The sequence below is a fragment of the Flagellimonas chongwuensis genome (assembly GCF_013376415.1).
GTDB lineage: Bacteria > Bacteroidota > Bacteroidia > Flavobacteriales > Flavobacteriaceae > Flagellimonas > Flagellimonas chongwuensis.
In genome coordinates this window covers 669,062-685,432 of record NZ_WYET01000004.1, presented here as the reverse complement: position 1 = coordinate 685,432, position 16,371 = coordinate 669,062, and the positions used below count along the sequence as shown (strand labels likewise).

General features: G+C 39.8%; 19 protein-coding genes and 1 riboswitch. Of the genes, 12 read left to right on the top strand and 7 right to left on the bottom strand.

Going from position 1 to position 16,371, the window contains the following annotated elements; translation table 11 throughout:
- Positions 1-7 precede the first annotated feature (7 nt).
- The 7 genes from GUA46_RS10195 to GUA46_RS10165 all read right to left on the bottom strand — a co-directional run bounded on the left by GUA46_RS10195 (position 8) and on the right by GUA46_RS10165 (position 6,615).
- Positions 8-1,000 (bottom strand): alpha/beta fold hydrolase, encoded by a 993-nt coding sequence (locus GUA46_RS10195; protein WP_176620397.1) that lies wholly within the window; start codon positions 998-1,000, stop codon positions 8-10.
- Positions 1,001-1,015: 15 nt separating this feature from the next.
- The gene (locus GUA46_RS10190; protein ID WP_176620396.1) at positions 1,016-1,663 is read right to left on the bottom strand and encodes a GIN domain-containing protein; all 648 of its coding nucleotides are present in this window, start codon (positions 1,661-1,663) and stop codon (positions 1,016-1,018) included.
- 3 nt (positions 1,664-1,666) lie between these two features.
- Entirely contained in the window at positions 1,667-2,446 is a 780-nt protein-coding gene (locus GUA46_RS10185) for a sterol desaturase family protein (RefSeq protein ID WP_176620395.1), read from the bottom strand.
- Between the two features lie 332 nt (positions 2,447-2,778).
- A complete protein-coding gene (locus GUA46_RS10180; RefSeq protein WP_176620394.1) occupies positions 2,779-4,437 on the bottom strand; it encodes a tetratricopeptide repeat protein in 1,659 nt (552 codons plus the stop codon).
- A gap of 169 nt (positions 4,438-4,606) precedes the next feature.
- A complete protein-coding gene (locus GUA46_RS10175; protein ID WP_176620393.1) occupies positions 4,607-4,813 on the bottom strand; it encodes a hypothetical protein in 207 nt (68 codons plus the stop codon).
- 194 nt (positions 4,814-5,007) lie between these two features.
- Positions 5,008-5,448, bottom strand: a complete 441-nt coding sequence (locus tag GUA46_RS10170; RefSeq protein ID WP_176620392.1) for a thiol-disulfide oxidoreductase DCC family protein — start codon at positions 5,446-5,448, stop codon at positions 5,008-5,010.
- Between the two features lie 192 nt (positions 5,449-5,640).
- Positions 5,641-6,615 carry a GlxA family transcriptional regulator gene (locus GUA46_RS10165; protein WP_108244503.1) on the bottom strand — a complete coding sequence of 325 codons (975 nt, stop codon included), beginning with the start codon at positions 6,613-6,615 and terminating at the stop codon, positions 5,641-5,643.
- Positions 6,616-6,765: 150 nt separating this feature from the next.
- Here GUA46_RS10165 and GUA46_RS10160 point away from each other — a divergent pair, with 150 nt between their 5' ends.
- The 12 genes from GUA46_RS10160 (at position 6,766) to GUA46_RS10105 (ending at position 16,268) form a co-directional block, all read left to right on the top strand.
- Positions 6,766-7,296, top strand: a complete 531-nt coding sequence (locus GUA46_RS10160) for a dihydrofolate reductase family protein (RefSeq protein ID WP_176620391.1) — start codon at positions 6,766-6,768, stop codon at positions 7,294-7,296.
- Positions 7,297-7,300: 4 nt separating this feature from the next.
- Positions 7,301-7,807: a DinB family protein gene (locus GUA46_RS10155; protein WP_108244505.1), complete on the top strand. Its 507-nt coding sequence runs from the start codon at positions 7,301-7,303 to the stop codon at positions 7,805-7,807.
- A complete protein-coding gene (locus GUA46_RS10150; protein ID WP_108244506.1) occupies positions 7,804-8,220 on the top strand; it encodes a VOC family protein in 417 nt (138 codons plus the stop codon). Before GUA46_RS10155 ends, GUA46_RS10150 begins: the two co-directional genes overlap by 4 nt.
- A gap of 238 nt (positions 8,221-8,458) precedes the next feature.
- On the top strand, positions 8,459-8,686 hold the full coding sequence (locus GUA46_RS16830; RefSeq protein ID WP_229418484.1) for a hypothetical protein: 228 nt from the start codon (positions 8,459-8,461) through the stop codon (positions 8,684-8,686).
- 35 nt (positions 8,687-8,721) lie between these two features.
- Positions 8,722-9,144: a VOC family protein gene (locus GUA46_RS10140; protein ID WP_176620390.1), complete on the top strand. Its 423-nt coding sequence runs from the start codon at positions 8,722-8,724 to the stop codon at positions 9,142-9,144.
- 30 nt (positions 9,145-9,174) lie between these two features.
- Positions 9,175-9,420, top strand: a complete 246-nt coding sequence (locus tag GUA46_RS10135) for a hypothetical protein (RefSeq protein ID WP_176620389.1) — start codon at positions 9,175-9,177, stop codon at positions 9,418-9,420.
- A gap of 107 nt (positions 9,421-9,527) precedes the next feature.
- Positions 9,528-9,739: riboswitch (cobalamin riboswitch) on the top strand.
- 160 nt (positions 9,740-9,899) lie between these two features.
- The gene (gene metE / locus GUA46_RS10130) at positions 9,900-12,221 is read left to right on the top strand and encodes a 5-methyltetrahydropteroyltriglutamate--homocysteine S-methyltransferase (protein ID WP_176620388.1); all 2,322 of its coding nucleotides are present in this window, start codon (positions 9,900-9,902) and stop codon (positions 12,219-12,221) included.
- 51 nt (positions 12,222-12,272) lie between these two features.
- Positions 12,273-12,764 (top strand): PAS domain-containing protein, encoded by a 492-nt coding sequence (locus GUA46_RS10125; RefSeq protein WP_176620387.1) that lies wholly within the window; start codon positions 12,273-12,275, stop codon positions 12,762-12,764.
- Positions 12,765-12,889: 125 nt separating this feature from the next.
- Positions 12,890-13,213 carry a hypothetical protein gene (locus tag GUA46_RS10120; protein WP_229418483.1) on the top strand — a complete coding sequence of 108 codons (324 nt, stop codon included), beginning with the start codon at positions 12,890-12,892 and terminating at the stop codon, positions 13,211-13,213.
- Between the two features lie 169 nt (positions 13,214-13,382).
- On the top strand, positions 13,383-14,183 hold the full coding sequence (locus GUA46_RS10115) for an MbnP family protein (RefSeq protein ID WP_176620386.1): 801 nt from the start codon (positions 13,383-13,385) through the stop codon (positions 14,181-14,183).
- A gap of 47 nt (positions 14,184-14,230) precedes the next feature.
- Positions 14,231-15,283, top strand: a complete 1,053-nt coding sequence (locus tag GUA46_RS10110) for a cytochrome-c peroxidase (protein WP_176620385.1) — start codon at positions 14,231-14,233, stop codon at positions 15,281-15,283.
- 4 nt (positions 15,284-15,287) lie between these two features.
- The gene (locus GUA46_RS10105; RefSeq protein WP_176620384.1) at positions 15,288-16,268 is read left to right on the top strand and encodes a transporter; all 981 of its coding nucleotides are present in this window, start codon (positions 15,288-15,290) and stop codon (positions 16,266-16,268) included.
- Positions 16,269-16,371 lie beyond the last annotated feature (103 nt).

Sequence of the window (16,371 nt, the reverse complement as noted above, 5' to 3'; positions counted from 1 at the left end):
GTCCAGCTCAATTTAAGAAATTTTTTACGGCCATGTTGAGTTTTTCCATATCACAGCCAAATGTATAATGTCCACATTTGGAATTTAAATCCAAAGATTGGGCATTTAATCCCTTTATAACCTCCAAATTGGCTGAGGGAGCTACCAAATGGTCCGTTCTTGAATATATGATAAACGCCTCGCCTTTGAACAGCTCGGATAGGGATTTAACCTTATGTTTGCTCAAATCTTGATCCAAACTATAATTGGAAATGGCCAGCATTTGACTGTGTAGGTCCCGAACATCATAATTTTTGGCCTCATCTCTGATTTTTCGCAAAACTTCATCAATGGATTCAGTACTGCCTTCATAGTATTGAGGCGTAAGTCCCAACGCGTACTCCAACATCAAAAAAGTTTCTTCCTTTGTGCCATGCTGTATCTCTTTGTTCAATATCTTCTTGAAGATTTCATAGTTCAGTTGGTCATAAACGGATAGTTTGGGCGAGCCCACAATTGGAATTGCCTTATCAAAAAAATCAGGGTAACTGGCCATCCATTGGTACGTTTGCATACCTCCCATGGAAATGCCGGTTATAGCATATAAATGGTCCAGGCCCAAAACCTCTTTGATCAGTTTATGCTCCAGGTCCACCATATCCCCAATTCCAAATTCCGGAAATTTGTCCCCGTCCTTTATATCTGTATTGGAAGGGGAGGAAGAAATCCCATTGCCCAACGCTTCCACAACCACAACATAGTACTTTGTAGTATCTATCATAGCTTCTTTGCCAATGTATGGGGTAAGACTTTTACCCGTTCCAGCATACCATGTAGGGAACAATATGGCATTTTTCTTATCAAGATTGAGGGAGCCATAGGTGCTGTAGCCTATACGTGCATTTTCCAATACTTCACCGTTTCTAAGAGTATGGTTGCCAAACTCTGCAAACTTTACCTGAGCGATTATATTGGAGAATTGTAATACCAGTAATAAAAGTATTAAGGTTGATTTTTTCATTTTTATATTATTTTTTTAGTTTTCATCAATCACATTTCCGCTTCCCAAGATATTTTTGGTTACGTGTGGATTTCCTTTGTAGAATACTTTGGCACTGCCATCGATTTTCACGTCAAGTTCGTCCGTACAGCTGATTTCTACATCTCCGGAACCCATGATGTCTATTGCAGACTTATCGGCTAAAAATGAAAATCCGGAAATTCTGCCACTTCCTTCGTTTTCTATACGTAATGTGTTTGATGTTCCCGAGAGGCTGATGTCGCCAGAACCCAAATTATCCAAATAAAACTCTGGACTTTCCACGTTGACAACTTTCAATGTGCCAGAACCTTTATTGGCAACACCGTTCAATGCTTTTGCCATAATTTCGAGGCTTACATCAATATTTTTATAGTTATGTCCCGAAGTCAGGTAAATTTCCAAGATACCGTCTTTGATTTCTGTTTTAACAAGGCCGATGATGTTGTCATCGGCCGTTATTTTCACACTTTGGGCATTACCTTGAACAATGTTCACATTTGTTATCCCATCTACTGAAACAGCAATGAATGCATTGAGTTCCCTGTTTTTCGTAGTGAGTACACCTGAGCCGGAGATATCATCCGATGTACATGATACAAGGGACATCACCACTAATACTATTCCAACAATACTATTCTTCATTTTCTATTTTGATTGATTTTCCTTGCTTATATCCTTGAAAAAAAGCATTTCCTTAATTCTTTTTGAAGCTCCATCATAGAATCCAGTTTCATGTGAATAACCCTTGGGGTTGTTGAAAGTACCAAAGATGATATCGAAAATGGGCAGGTCGGAATAATTGTACGCATGTATACCCTTGGCATGGTGTACGGTGTGACTTTCAGGTCGTTGGATGAGATATCCCAACCATTGCGGGGTAACAATATTACTGTGCTGAAAAATGCCCAAAAACACGGTTGTCAACAAGATAATGGTTGATGCTCCAGGAGTAAAGCCAGTAATTCCAACTAGGCAAAGACTTCCTAAAAGTGTAAAACCTGCCATGTCCATTGGGCTAAAGTAAAAGGCACCGTACGTATCTATACGTTCTGCACTATGGTGCATTTGATGGAAAACTTTCCATAGAAAATCGCTTTTATGAAGGCTGTAATGCCAAAGAAACAGACCAAATTCATAAATAAGTACACCTACTACCGCACCTCCTAGATCTCCCAAGAAGGACAAATCAAAAAGTTGGTATTTGGATATATAACCGTCCCAAATTAGAGGTAAATAACTGGACAGGTAAAAAAATACTGTGAAGGTGAGCAGTCCTCTCGTTTTCCAATTCTTGACCTTTGGTAGTTCCCTGGCAGGAAACAACGCCTCCCAAATCATTAAGCTCGCATAAATCCCCAGGACAACCAAGGAGATAGGATCCAATAAAATTTCTAACGGTGTGGGTAAATTTTGTAGTGTCTCCATGATTGTTAAATTTTAGATTTAAACTTAGCGTTGAACTCCATTTTCCTTCTCTTCTTAATGGCCCATAATCCTTCGTTGGATTGATAGGCCTCAATAAATAATTGTCGTTTCATTTTTAATTGATTTTTGAAATGATGAATAAACACGGGTGTATCCCGCTGATTTTGAGAGCGCAAACCTAGCGTGACAATTTTAAATCAAAAAAAAGAGGGAGGTATATGGAGTGTACAGCGTAAGAATAAGAAGTAGACTTGATCGCCTATCAGGTAGACATTAGGTAGACAAAATGTATTCCTAATATTGTAAAGTGTTGAAAACCAAAAAATTATTTTTTATTTAAAATTCAACAAAAAATCAAAAAGATCCTTTTCCGGAGGCAGGTTCAACTTCTTTCTGAGTCTGTAGCGAGCTGTTTTTGTACTCTCCGGGGAGATCCCGAGGATATTGGAAGCCTCTTTAATGGATAAATTGAGCCTGGTCAGTGCGGCAACTTTTAAGTCATTCGCACTTAAACCAGGGAATTGTTGCTTTAAATTGGTGAAAAATTCAGGATGTACATTTTCAAAATGTTGTTTAAAGTCTTCCCAATCCTTTTCCTTGCCTTGGTTTATTTTTATGGTTCTTTCCATATCGGTCATAATTTTGCTGACCTGATTTAATGTAGTTGCTTTTTTTGCCTCTTGTATTTTGTTCTGGAACTCATCCAATAACTGATTTTTTTGAACAAAGTTCATGGCATATGAAGTGAGTTCTCGGTTTTTGGCATTCAATTCACCCTCAAGGTCCATACCTTTGAGCTGTTGGTTTTCCAGTTCTTTTTGGGCAATAATGTTTTGTTGTTTCAGCAAATGCTTTTGGTTTTTTGAACGTTGCCTCATGCTTTTGATAAGGAAGAAAGATAATAGGGCAATAATCCAAATACCGCCGATCAGTATCCATTGTATGGTTTTGCTCAATTGCTGCCTTTTGGAAAGCTGTTCCAGTTCGTTTGTTTTTTGCTCTAGTTCGTTCCTGAATTCTAAACCGGCAATTTGATGGGATTTTTTAATAGTAAAGAGAGAATCCTTTAAATCTACATATCGGGAAAAATAGTAAAGGGCCGAGTCGTTTTGTTGGATCTGTCTTTTAAGATCGGCTAAATTTTTTAAAATTGACAATTGATAATTTTTCAGGTTCATTTCATTGGCCCTGCTCAGTGCTAGCTTAAAATGCATGTCGGCCAACTCATATTCTTTTTCCATGGTAAACATTCTGCCAAATTGAAGCAGGTTGCTCACCATACCATCTTTATCGTCTATTCTTCGCCCAAGAGTCAACGATTGCCTAAGATGGTAATTGGCCTGTTCGAGGTCGCCCTGTTCCAAATATACACGGCCCAACCGATTGTGAGCCTCTGCCATACCATATTGAAAATTGTTTTTGGTATGAATATTAAGTGCATTGCTGATATTGGTATGGGCTTTGTCCAACCGTCCGGTTTCCATTTGTAGAGTCCCCAGCTTGGTATACGCAGTGGCAACCCTGTTTTCCAAATTTAGCTGACTAAATCCATTGATGGCTTCGCGGTAATTTTTAAGGGCTAACGAATCTTCATCGATATCGGCATAAACCATGCCTATATTTAATTTTATGTTGGAGGCCCCCTCAAGGTCTTTTAAAGCTTCATACAGTTCCAGTCCTTCATACAGGTCAAAGAGAGCATTTTTTGACTCACCGAGGGTCCAATGTCCTACTCCTGACACCCTTTTGGCGAAAGCGGCACCCTTGGAATACTTTATTTCATCAGCCAATGCATAGGCTTGCTGGCCCAACTTCACTGACTCCGCGGGGTCTCTTATCCATAAATCATACCCCTGTTGGGCTATGCTATCGATTATTTTTGTCTCGGGACTTGTTTGTTGCTGGTTTGGTTTGTCTTGGGAAAAGATACTGAAGCTAAAAACAAGCCAAAACAACAATGTCCAGAAACAGTTTGTAATGCGAGGTTCCATTACTAGCTGATTTAGATAATATGGATTAAAAATTCTAAAATTAAAGAATTGTATTGAATTGAAAATCCTATTGTTATCAAATGGCAATAGTTTTTGTTATATCCTTTCTATTAAAACTAAGACTGTAAAAAAAAACGCTTGATAGATAATGTGGACATTCCGCTGCTCCCTAATTTGAAGCTACGCCTCCGACAAATAGCAGAATAAAGGCAATGACTCCCAATATGATCAAAACTGAAATAATCATTACCCAAGGAAACCTGTTTCTTTGGCTGTTTGTAGTTCTGTTTCTAAAATTGGCACCTTTTCTGCCTTTGGTTGGCATAGGGGCACTATCCTTTGCTTTCCAGTTTGTTTTTTCACCTTTTTTTTCCATGCTTCTCTTTTTTTAAATGAATATGCTGTCAGTGTTACTTTTTGATTTATAGTGTTTTAAATCGGTGACAACCCTTATGGTTTCTTAAAAATTAGGAGTGATCAATAGAAAACTTTGCTCTAATTGAAACGAAAATTGTCCCAATCACATCAAATCGGATTGGCTTTAAAAGGTTCACTGCAAAAGGAATGAGGCTAGGATGGTAATAGCTTAACGATTAAGATAATCGCAAATAGGAACAACACCAGATAAATTATCCAAAAATGTTGGAGTCTTGTTGGGTTTTTACCAAATAGTAATTTAGTGATCGTTAGCAGGGCAGAACGGTGATTTGAAACGAATCGATAAAAAAAATCACTGAAATCCCTAATCAAGAAGTTGTTTTTGTACCACGAAATAAGAAAGCTCCATGTTGAGGTTTTTTCCAAGATTTTATATGCCGCACCCGCACCGCTATAAATTTTACCATTTGTATCTATGAGACGTACAGCCTTTTTGAACGCATTTTTTGGAATCTCTTCGATGGCTTGATGAATTTGTTGGTAAGGGGTATACAGGACCGATTTTCCTGTTAATTGCTTAAGCCAAATCACCCAATATTTACAAAAACCACATTGTCCATCCCATATCAACAAAGGTGCAGTTGGCCTGTATCTGGTATGAGAGGGAAGTTGCATATCAAAGTGTTCTCTATTCTTTACAAAAGTGGGTTTGAATAAAAGGTATCGAAAAAATAGGGTATACTGGAAGATATTTTCGATAGGGTCAATATTTTAGTGGTTATGAGCAAGATTCAACCGCTGCCCTGATGGAGTTTCATAACTACTTCAATTGACTCTACTGTATTTGTTCAAGTATTCCAGAGGAGTGACCCTAGTATGTTTCTTAAAAACATCCCTAAAGGCCTTTGGGTCATTGTATCCCACATCATACATAACTTCATTGACGGTTTTTCTTCCTTTTTCCAGCTCCTTTTTTGCGGCCTCTACCTTAACCCGTTGCAAGTATTCGATGACCGTGTTCGAAGTTGCTTTTTTAAAACGTCTCTCAAAAGTGCGTCGACTCACGGCAACTTTTTCGGAAAGTTCATCCACGGTAATCTTATCCAAGTAATTTTTTTCTATAAACTCTTGGGCTTTCAAAACTTCTTTATCGTTGTGGGATTTTTGACCTTTAAAAATAATAAAGGGCGATTGGCTGGCACGGCTGATATCAATCTCAAAAATTTTTGATGATAAGACGGCCATTTCTCGGCCAGCAAATTTTTCGACCAAATAAAGATTCAGGTTTAAAGATGAATAGGCTCCTCCACTGGTATACAATCCATTTGAGTCGGTAATGATTTTGTCATCGATCAGGTTAACTTCTGGATACATGGCCCTAAATTCACTTGCAGCCAGCCAATGGGTAGCACAATCCCGTCCATCCAGCAAACCGGTGCCGGCCAATATAAACGCACCAATGCACAAACTGGCGACCTCGGCACCATTACCATACTGTTGTTTGATCCAAGGTATAAATGCCCCGTTTTTGGCAACCACCTCCTTGTAATCGCCATGTATGGCAGGGATTATGATCAAATCCGTTTTGTCTACCTCATCAATTGTGGTATTGGGTATAATGCTGAACATTCCATTACTCAACCTTGCTTTGTTATGGGTGCCCACAAGATGTGTAGAGAACAATGGAGCTTTACCAGCTTTTTTCAAGGCATCATTGGTCATATTGAACATTTTAAAGGTGGCCTCTAAATTGCTCAGGCTGGAATCGCCTTCGGGAACAAGTATCGAAATATGTTTCATATTACAAAATCAATGGATTGTGGTTGACTCAAAGGTAGATCAACATCTTGTCGTAATCAACCCGTGATATTGACGTAAATGTACCTCTAAAGTACGGATTGGTACCTGTATCTTTGGTAACCTGTTGAATATTAGATAAAAAATAAAGCGATGAGGCAAGTTGTATTATCAATGTTAATGTCCCTTGATGGTTATATTGAAGGTGTGAACAACAATATTGATTGGCACTTTTGGAACGATGAGATGCAGGCCTATATGATGGAGTTTTTAAAAACTGTGGATACTTTTATTTATGGTAGAAAATCGTATGAATTAATGCTTGATTATTGGCCCGGGCAAGAAGGTGAATTTGCCGATATTATGAATCAAACCCCTAAAATAGTTTGCTCCACTACATTGCAAGAGGCTAAGATGAATGCAAGAATATTGAAGAATAATCTCGTGGAAGAAATTACAAAGGAAAAAAATAAACAGGGAAAGAATATGGTACTATTTGCAGGAGCCGATTTGGCTTCATCGTTTATGGAGCATAACCTGATAGATGAGTATAGACTTATTGTAAATCCAGTAGCACTTGGTGAAGGAACTCCATTGTTCCAAACCAAGAAAGGTTATACACTCACTTTGGTTGAAACCAAACCTTTTGCATGTGGCAATATACTACTAACCTATAAACCTTAATAAAATGGATGACAGAGTAGTTTTAAAAGAATATGATACAACAACATCAAAACTTGTAGGATTGCTTTCCTCATTGACCAATGAGCAACTCAATTCAAGACCTGCAAATGGAAGCTGGACAGCGGGACAGATCGGTGATCATTTGGATAAATCTTATAATGTATCCAATATTTTGATGGGAACTACCGAGGAGACCAAGCGTGCCCCTGATCAAAAAATGAAAGAAATACGCGAACTGTTTTTAAACTTTGATATAAAAATGGACTCACCCAAAGCCGTGGAACCAACCGATGGACAAATTGACAAGAAAGACCTCCTGACCAGTTTGAAGAAGAAAATTGAATGGGTGAACCAAAACTGCAAGGATATGGACCTCTCAAAAACATGTTTGGATTTTGAAATCCCTGAATACGGTCCGTTCACCCGCCTGGAATGGATAGGTTTCAATACCGTACATACACAGCGCCATATCCATCAACTGGAACAAATCATTAAATACATTACAGCATGATACCTAAAAAAATCTGGGCAAACCTTGGCGTAGAAAATGTGGAACGGACACAGGAATTTTATCTGGCATTGGGAATTAAGCAAAATGGAATGCCTACAAATGATTTGGTAAGTTTTCTGTTTGGCGAGGATGATTTTGTGATTCACTTTTTTGAGAAGGAAAAATTGAAGACAAGTCTCGAGGGAGAAATGGCCGATCTGAGCCAGGGCAACGAAATTATGTTTACCCTTTCCGCAGAGGGGAAGGAAGAGATTCACGATTGGTTGGATACCGTAAAAAAGTTAGGAGGGAGCATTAGATATGATCCTAGAAAGGACAGCAAAAAGTTTTATGACGAAAATGGTTATTACGTTGGAGTTTTTGCCGATTTGGATGGGCATTTGTTCAATTTGTTTTGTAATTTGAATGGTTAACCCATTAAAATTCAATTAAATAATGATACTTCAGAAATTTAAAATAACAATTAAGGCTACACCCAAAAAAGTATGGCAAATACTTTGGAACGATAGCACCTATCGAAAATGGACAACTGTTTTTGCAGAAGGATCTTTCGCCGAAACCGATTGACAGGAAGGAAGCAAGGTTCTTTTTCTCGGCCCCGAAGGGAGAGGCATGGTAAGTCGAATCAAACGGAACATACCCAATGAACGAATGACCATAGAACATTTGGGAGTTGTTGAGGGAGGTATTGAAAACTTTGAAAGTAAGGAGGCCAATCAATGGGCAGGAGCAACAGAAGATTATACGCTAGAGTCGGTCGATGAAGGAACTCTATTACGGATAGAAATGGAGACAATCGAAGAGTACAAGAACTTTTTCGAGGAAACTTGGCCAAAAGCGCTGGAGAAAGTAAAGGAACTCGCAGAAAAGTCATTATAAACACATATATCACATTAATTTAAAAACCTTACACAATGAAACTAAGTCCTTATTTAAATTTTAACGGAAATGCCGAAGAAGCCTTTAATTTTTACAAGTCAGTATTTGGTGGAGATTTTACAGCAGTCATGAAAATGAGCGATGCCCCGGACAGCGATAAAATGCCAGAGGAGGAAAAGGACCGTATCATGCATATCTCGCTACCCATTTCCAAGGACATCACATTAATGGCGTCGGATATTTTACCTTCCATGGGCCATTCCCTGAACAATGGTAACAACGTTTACCTATCGTTACATCCCAACAGTAAAGAAGAAGCTGATCGTTTGTTCAATGGACTTTCTCAAAATGGTGATATAGAAATGCCCATGGCCGATCAATTTTGGGGAGATTACTTCGGAAGTTTCGTAGATCAGTTTGGTGTTCATTGGATGATCAACTACAACCCTGAATTTTAATAATCTTTCAAAAATTTACAGAAAAACGCTATGCACAGTAGTTTTATCGAGCAATCTACAAAAACAGTGGAGGTGTTTTCCACCTCTGTATCATCCATTGAACAAGCTGAATTCCTTTTGGATAAACTCCAAGAGGAATTCCCTTGCTATGAGATCAATTTTGATTTGGAGGATTGTGATAATATTCTCCGTGTAGAGAGTGTTGGTTCCGACGTAGATTCCAAAATGGTTATTTTGATTATGGAAAAGCATGGGACAGAAATCCAAATATTATAATTACTTAATGGGTACAATGGGTTGACCATATAAAGAAGATGTACACAGAGATAAAAGGAAAATAATATTGCATACATTTACACCTAAATAAGTTCTTTACTTAATTTCTTTATCAAAACGATAGGGGTTCCCGACAAGTCATTGTCGGGATTAAAAGGGAATCGTGTGTAAATCACGAGCTGACGCGCAACTGTAAGTCCGATTCCATTTTTGGGATAGCATGTTTTTGCCAATTAAGCCATTGTCCACCATATATAGTGGATGAGAAGGCGGCAGAAATCGAACAAGCCAGGATACCTGCCTATATCGTTCCTACTTTGTAGGATTTTGACGGTGCCTTCGCGTAAAGGGCAGGTCGAACGTTTGAAATTTACCCAGAACCTTGGGCCAATTCCATCTGCGTTCTTCTTGTTCAAGGCATTGCGAAGTTGAGCTAAGGAGCTTTTATCTAATTATTCAATTTTATAAAAGCTTTAGCAATGAAAACAAGCAATTTGGGCTACCCTAGAATTGGGGCCCACCGTGAGCTGAAAAGAGCTTGCGAAAAGTATTGGTCGAACAAAATCTCTTTGGAAGACCTTGTAGAAGTCGGTAAAAGTATACGTGCGGAAAACTGGAAGCTGCAAAAAGAGAGGGGAATCGACCTTGTTCCATCCAACGATTTCTCCTTTTACGATCAAGTTTTGGACACTACGTTAATGGTCGGAGCCATTCCTGATCGTTACAAAAACGCCAAAAAGTCAAGCAAAAATATTTTGGACCTTTATTTTGCAATGGCCAGGGGCTTACAAAAGGATGGAGTGGATGTTATCGCCATGGAAATGACCAAATGGTTCGATACCAATTACCATTACATTGTTCCAGAATTTACAAAAGACCAAGAATTTGAACTGGTTTCCCAAAAAATTGTAAAAGAGTTTCAGGAGGCCAAACATCTCGGGATACATACAAAACCTGTGCTTTTGGGTCCAGTGACTTATTTATTGTTGGGCAAGGAAAAGGAGGAAGACTTTCATCGTCTTGATCTTTTACCAAAACTGATTCCTGTCTATCATTCCATTTTGAAAATGCTGGCAGATGCCGGAGCAACGTGGATTCAATTTGATGAGCCCATGCTCTCTACAGATCTTTCAGAAAAAGAAAAAGAAGCAATCGGTAAAGTCTATAATGGAATTACAGAAGCATTTTCGAACCTAAAAATCCTATTGGCCGGTTATTTTGGTGATTATGGCAATAACCTTGATACTGTCCTAAACCTACCTGTTTGTGCCCTGCATTTGGATTTGAAGCGAGGACAAGGTCAGTTGGATCAAGTTTTGGAATCGGGAAAGCTAAAAGAAAACACGTCTTTGTCATTAGGTGTCATTGATGGGCGCAATGTTTGGAAAAATGATTTTGAATCCTCGTTGCGGCTTATTCAGAAAGCCAAAGAAAAATTAGGGGAAGAACGTATCATTATTTCACCGTCCTGTTCGTTGCTTCATGTTCCCAATGATTTAAATCTAGAGCAAAATGAAGGGCTTCTATCAACCGAAGTAAAGGACTGGATGGCGTTTGCCAAACAGAAATTGGAAGAGCTCCAAAGCTTGAAAATACTGGCGAGCAATCTTGACTACAAGTCCCAACAGCTATTTTTGGACAATGCAGCTTCCATGGAAAAAAGACGTAGTTCCAAATTGATCCATAAACCCAAGGTAAAACAACGTATGGAACAGTTGGAAGAAAGAGATTACTCTAGGGATTCTTCATTCGATCAACGAAAGGTTCTTCAGGAAGAGCATTTAAAATTACCACTGTTTCCTACCACAACCATTGGTTCTTTTCCGCAGACCCAAGAGGTAAGGCGAAATAGGTCCATGTTCAAAAAAGGAGCGCTTGAAGAGCAAGCCTACGTGAATTTTTTGATGGAAAAAACAACCGATGCCATTGGTTTACAGGAAGAAATCGGTCTAGATGTTCCCGTTCATGGAGAATTTGAACGCAACGATATGGTAGAGTACTTTGGAGAACAGTTGGAAGGTTTTACCTTTACCCAAAACGGTTGGGTGCAGAGTTACGGTTCGCGCTGTGTAAAGCCACCTATTGTTTACGGAGATGTTTCAAGGCCTGTTCCCATGACGGTTTTCTGGACATCCTTTGCACAATCATTGACCGACAAGCCGGTAAAGGGAATGCTCACTGGGCCGGTAACCATTTTGCAATGGTCCTTTGTCCGTGATGACCAGGCACGTTCCGTGACCTGCGAACAAATTGCATTGGCCATTTTGGACGAAGTACTTGATTTGGAAAAGGAGGGCATCAATATAATCCAAGTAGACGAACCAGCGATTCGCGAAGGTCTGCCCTTGCGTAAAAAGGACTGGGAAAAGTATTTGAACTGGGCGATAGGAGCCTTTAAACTGTCCACCAGCGGTGTGAAGGATTCCACCCAAATCCACACCCATATGTGTTATTCCGAGTTCAACGACATTATCCAGAGCATTGCGGATATGGATGCCGATGTGATAACCATAGAATGCTCCCGTTCCCAAATGGAACTGTTGGATGCCTTTTCAGAGTTTGATTATCCCAACGATATTGGTCCCGGGGTGTATGACATCCATTCCCCAAGGGTTCCGTCCAAGGAGGAAATCATCAAATTATTGCAAAAAGCAGAACATGTACTTCCAGCATCCAAATTGTGGGTGAATCCCGATTGCGGGCTAAAAACCAGAGGTTGGGAGGAAACCATCAGTGCCCTTAAAATAATGGTCTCTGCAGCGCAGCAGATGAGGGAAACTGTCGGCCAACCATCAAATTAAAATTAAAACTAATGGGGCCGATATGCGTATTGGCCCCTTAATCTATGAACCATGATAGACGACAGTAACATCCGTATTTCACCCCTGCTCAGTTTCGATTTTTATTTGGAAAGCTATCACAAGTTGATGCTGCAACTCAAAAAAGAAGTTGATTTGAAGCAGATCAAATCACTCTTGAGAAACGATATTGACCACAACATCCAACAGATCATAAAGGTAGAGGATTATGATGCCTTGGTGATTACCGATTTAAACCAAGCAATAGTCTGGGTAAACGAGGGTTTTTCAGAAATGACAGGCTACCATAAAAAATATGCATTGGGAAAAAAACCTAGTTTTCTGCAAGGAGCCGAAACATCAAAAATGATCAAAAGGCAGATTAAAGAGCAGCTTTTGTCCCATCATCGCTATAAAGGGGCCATAATAAATTATAGAAAGAATGGGGAAGCCTATCGTTGCCAAATTGACATCTTTCCAATCTATGGTTCCAAGGGAGCCCCGACCCATTTTATTGCATTGGAAAAGGAATTGTTGGCCGCTTAAAAAAGAAAATTAATTTGCATGATCTTCTTAAGATTGCAACTATCCTGTTTTATCTTTGCAATACCAAATAATCGTTTTCGTTGACGAACCGCAGTCTTCCCATAGTATTCACACTTTTATATATAATGGCCATGTTACGGCCTGTTATGCCCGTGTTCGAATATGTGGTGAACCAAGATTACATTGCGGAATACCTTTGTGTAAACAAGGACAAGCCCATGTTGAATTGTAACGGAAAGTGTTATTTGGCCAAAATGTTACAAGAGGAACAGGACGAGAAAAAGCAAAATTTGCCATCTATCAATCTAGAAGAATACCCCATTGGCTTTGTGGATATTCTTTTCTGTGATTTTGCTAAACATATTTTAAAAAGGAATGAGTTGCCTGAATTCAGCCCAAGAGACCCTCGGCAGTTCGCTCAATCTGTTTTTCACCCTCCCAACTGTTAATTCAAATTTTATTGGTTACACGGTTATTCCCCTAAGGGAATCATAGCCTTGTGCGCAATGGTTCTTGGTGATGCATATGTTGTACATCATCAGTTCCATGCATTTAATTTTTAGCAGGAAATCCAACTACCATAATGGATTTCCCAAAACCTTAATATTTGAATTTAAAATGAAATCATTATATAAATTATCCACCTTACTGTTCCTATTTGTTTCTGTAACCTCTTGTAGTGATGACGATTCGCCCGGAGATAATCTAACCGGAGAGGGAAGGGTTATAATTGAATTTGACAATAGTGTTGCAGGAGACGACCTTATTTTGGGTTCTTCGTACACCAACTCCCAAGCTGAGACCTTGACCATAAACCGCCTTAATTACATAGTGAGCAATTTTAGGCTTACCGATACCCAAGGTAATGTGTTTACTTACCCTAAAGAATATGGCTATTTCATAACAAGCGAAGAGACTGGAAATACCGAAGTGGTTTTGATGAACATTCCTGCCGGTAGGTATACCGCTATGACCTTTGGTATTGGAGTGGACCAAGAAAAATACCTTTTGGGGGCCGAAGGCCAGGGTGATTTATTGACTGAAGCTGAAAGTACTGACATGATGTGGTCTTGGCAAGCAGGATATAAGTTCCTAAATTTTGAAGGTACGTTCACCTCATCAACAGTACCAGAAAACACGTATTTTCAAATTCATATGGGAAGCCACGGCTCCAGCTTGGATAACTATAAGGAGACAACCTTGAGTTTGGGCACCGAAGCTTTGGTCAGCGATGAAATGACCCCAATTATTCATCTAGTGGTCAATGCAGGTAATATTCTGGACGGGGACAACAAAATATCACTGGCAGAACAGGCTGTGATCATGGTGAGCGAGGAAAAATCACCAAAGATTGCTGAAAATACCGCGAATATGTTCAGTGTGGACCATGTCCATAACGGAGATGGAAGCTCACATTAAAAGATACTTTGGGCTGTCCTTTTACGGACAGCCCTTAAATCAAAAACATGAAAACAAGGTATCTTTTTTTGGCGACCCTACTGATATTGTTGGGAGCCTGTGATGATAATGATGGAGAATATATCAACATAGAGGATAATGAACGTTTGTCCGTTACCATGCCCACCAATTTTCCACCCATGGTTTACAATGTGGAAGAAAATCCCCCGACCAAATACGGTTTTGAATTGGGCAAAAAGTTGTTCTACGATGGAAGACTATCTGCTAATGGGTTTATTTCATGTGGATTTTGTCATGAGCAGCGATTCTCTTTTACGCACCATGGCCATCAGTTTAGCCATGGAATAGACGACAAGCAAGGAACCCGTAACACCCCTTCTTTGGCCAATATGGCCTTTTTTCGAGAATTTGCTTGGGACGGGGCAACCAGTCATTTGGACCTATTCCCCATAATTCCTATAACAAACGAAGTTGAAATGGGTGAGACCATGACGAGTGTGTTGGAAAAATTAAAGGCCGATAGTCAGTACCAAAAAGAATTCGAGGCTGCCTTTGAAGAAGGGGGAGTCAACCACGAAAATTTTTTGAAGGCGATTGCCCAATTTATGGTGATGATGGTTTCCTATAATTCAAAATATGACAAATATGTGCGAAAAGAAGACGGTGTGGCCTTAACCAAGCAAGAACTCCAAGGGATGCATGTTTTTCAGGAAAAATGTGCAAGCTGCCATACTACGGACCTTTTTTCCGATGGAAGTTTTAGGAATAATGGACTTCCACCAAATCCAAATATAAATGATATTGGACGTGCCGAAGTGAGCGGGAGTGCCAACGATAACTATAAATTCAAGGTGCCCAGTCTAAGAAATGTGTCGCTCACCGCACCCTATATGCACGATGGCAGGTTCGGCAGTTTGGAATCCGTATTGAATTTTTATCAAAGCGGTGTAGAGGATTCACCTACTCTAGATCCCTTGCTCAAAACTGAAGAAGGTCTTGGAATCTCCCTTGACGATACCGAAAAACTGGCCTTGATCGCATTTTTGGGAACACTCACCGACGACGAATTTATTAATGTCGAACGTTTCGCCGAATACTAATTTTATGAAAACATATATAATAACAGCTTTACTGATTATAATGGGCATTTATGTAATGCAAGCAAGTGAAATGCCCGCAAGACCTTGTTACCGGACCATTTCGTCCTCTTTGATGGAATTTGACGATTTCTGTGATGTTTGCGGTTGTAGCGGCAATGGCGGAAGTATGGGGTTTGGCACCGGACTGAACAATAACTTTATAGGACTTCGGTACATTGGACAGCGCTATAGGTCACGGGATGGCATTTTCTCCAATTCTCCGTGGATCGATGAGAATTTCAATACCATCCAATTATGGACACAGATTCCGGTTGGAAGAAGGTTGATCATCAATGCGGTGATGCCGTATCAATTCCATTCCAGGGAGTTTGCCGATGATACGAAGCAGCATATCAACGGGCTGGGTGATGCCACGGTTCTCGGGTTTTATCAAATCCTAAAACAAACACCGGACAGTATCATTTCCATTAAGCCACAGCACACTTTACAATTGGGGGGCGGTGTAAAAATGCCCACAGGTAGGTTTGAGGAGGAAAACCTTGAAGGAAGTGTCAACCCAAGTTTTCAGCTGGGCACTGGTAGTTGGGACTATGTTTTGGGAGCCAATTACGGCGTTACCCATCGAAATTGGGGTCTTTCTGCCATGGTCAACTACACCATCAAAACCAAAAATGATAAAGAATATCGTTTCGGAAACCAGTTCAACTATGCCTTAAATGTCTATAAAACATATTATTTGGGAACCAATTTCGCGTTAACGCCCCAAGCTGGAATCGGCGGGGAACATTTTGAGAAAAATAAGGAATTTGGGTTCGAAGTACATGATACAGGCGGAAATGCCCTGTTCAGTAGGTTGGGGGTTGAGGTAAATTACAGGCAATATGCACTCGGCCTGTCCTCTATGTTGCCCGTTGCCCAAGATCTAAACAATGGCAAGGTTGAGGTGAAAAGCAGATTTTCGGTCTATCTGAATATCAATATTTAACACATGAAGAGTGCCGAGAAGCATTTTGTTTCTTGGTACTCTTTTAAAAGTATGGGTAATTAACATCCTTGGAAGTTTATGTGAATCTGCCTTGGAACATCCA

Excerpts from the sequence above, each read along its gene's own strand:
- GUA46_RS10110 (WP_176620385.1), top strand. The coding sequence starts at position 14,231 with ATGAAAACAAGGTATCTTTTTTTGGCGACCCTACTGATATTGTTGGGA.
- GUA46_RS10125 (WP_176620387.1), top strand. The coding sequence starts at position 12,273 with ATGATAGACGACAGTAACATCCGTATTTCACCCCTGCTCAGTTTCGAT.
- GUA46_RS10195 (WP_176620397.1), bottom strand. The coding sequence starts at position 1,000 with ATGAAAAAATCAACCTTAATACTTTTATTACTGGTATTACAATTCTCC.
- GUA46_RS10160 (WP_176620391.1), top strand. The coding sequence starts at position 6,766 with ATGAGGCAAGTTGTATTATCAATGTTAATGTCCCTTGATGGTTATATT.
- GUA46_RS10140 (WP_176620390.1), top strand. The coding sequence starts at position 8,722 with ATGAAACTAAGTCCTTATTTAAATTTTAACGGAAATGCCGAAGAAGCC.
- GUA46_RS10190 (WP_176620396.1), bottom strand. The coding sequence starts at position 1,663 with ATGAAGAATAGTATTGTTGGAATAGTATTAGTGGTGATGTCCCTTGTA.
- GUA46_RS10155 (WP_108244505.1), top strand. The coding sequence starts at position 7,301 with ATGGATGACAGAGTAGTTTTAAAAGAATATGATACAACAACATCAAAA.
- GUA46_RS10105 (WP_176620384.1), top strand. The coding sequence starts at position 15,288 with ATGAAAACATATATAATAACAGCTTTACTGATTATAATGGGCATTTAT.
- GUA46_RS10180 (WP_176620394.1), bottom strand. The coding sequence starts at position 4,437 with ATGGAACCTCGCATTACAAACTGTTTCTGGACATTGTTGTTTTGGCTT.
- metE (WP_176620388.1), top strand. The coding sequence starts at position 9,900 with ATGAAAACAAGCAATTTGGGCTACCCTAGAATTGGGGCCCACCGTGAG.
- GUA46_RS10150 (WP_108244506.1), top strand. The coding sequence starts at position 7,804 with ATGATACCTAAAAAAATCTGGGCAAACCTTGGCGTAGAAAATGTGGAA.
- GUA46_RS10120 (WP_229418483.1), top strand. The coding sequence starts at position 12,890 with ATGGCCATGTTACGGCCTGTTATGCCCGTGTTCGAATATGTGGTGAAC.
- GUA46_RS16830 (WP_229418484.1), top strand. The coding sequence starts at position 8,459 with ATGACCATAGAACATTTGGGAGTTGTTGAGGGAGGTATTGAAAACTTT.
- GUA46_RS10165 (WP_108244503.1), bottom strand. The coding sequence starts at position 6,615 with ATGAAACATATTTCGATACTTGTTCCCGAAGGCGATTCCAGCCTGAGC.
- GUA46_RS10185 (WP_176620395.1), bottom strand. The coding sequence starts at position 2,446 with ATGGAGACACTACAAAATTTACCCACACCGTTAGAAATTTTATTGGAT.
- GUA46_RS10115 (WP_176620386.1), top strand. The coding sequence starts at position 13,383 with ATGAAATCATTATATAAATTATCCACCTTACTGTTCCTATTTGTTTCT.
- GUA46_RS10135 (WP_176620389.1), top strand. The coding sequence starts at position 9,175 with ATGCACAGTAGTTTTATCGAGCAATCTACAAAAACAGTGGAGGTGTTT.
- GUA46_RS10175 (WP_176620393.1), bottom strand. The coding sequence starts at position 4,813 with ATGGAAAAAAAAGGTGAAAAAACAAACTGGAAAGCAAAGGATAGTGCC.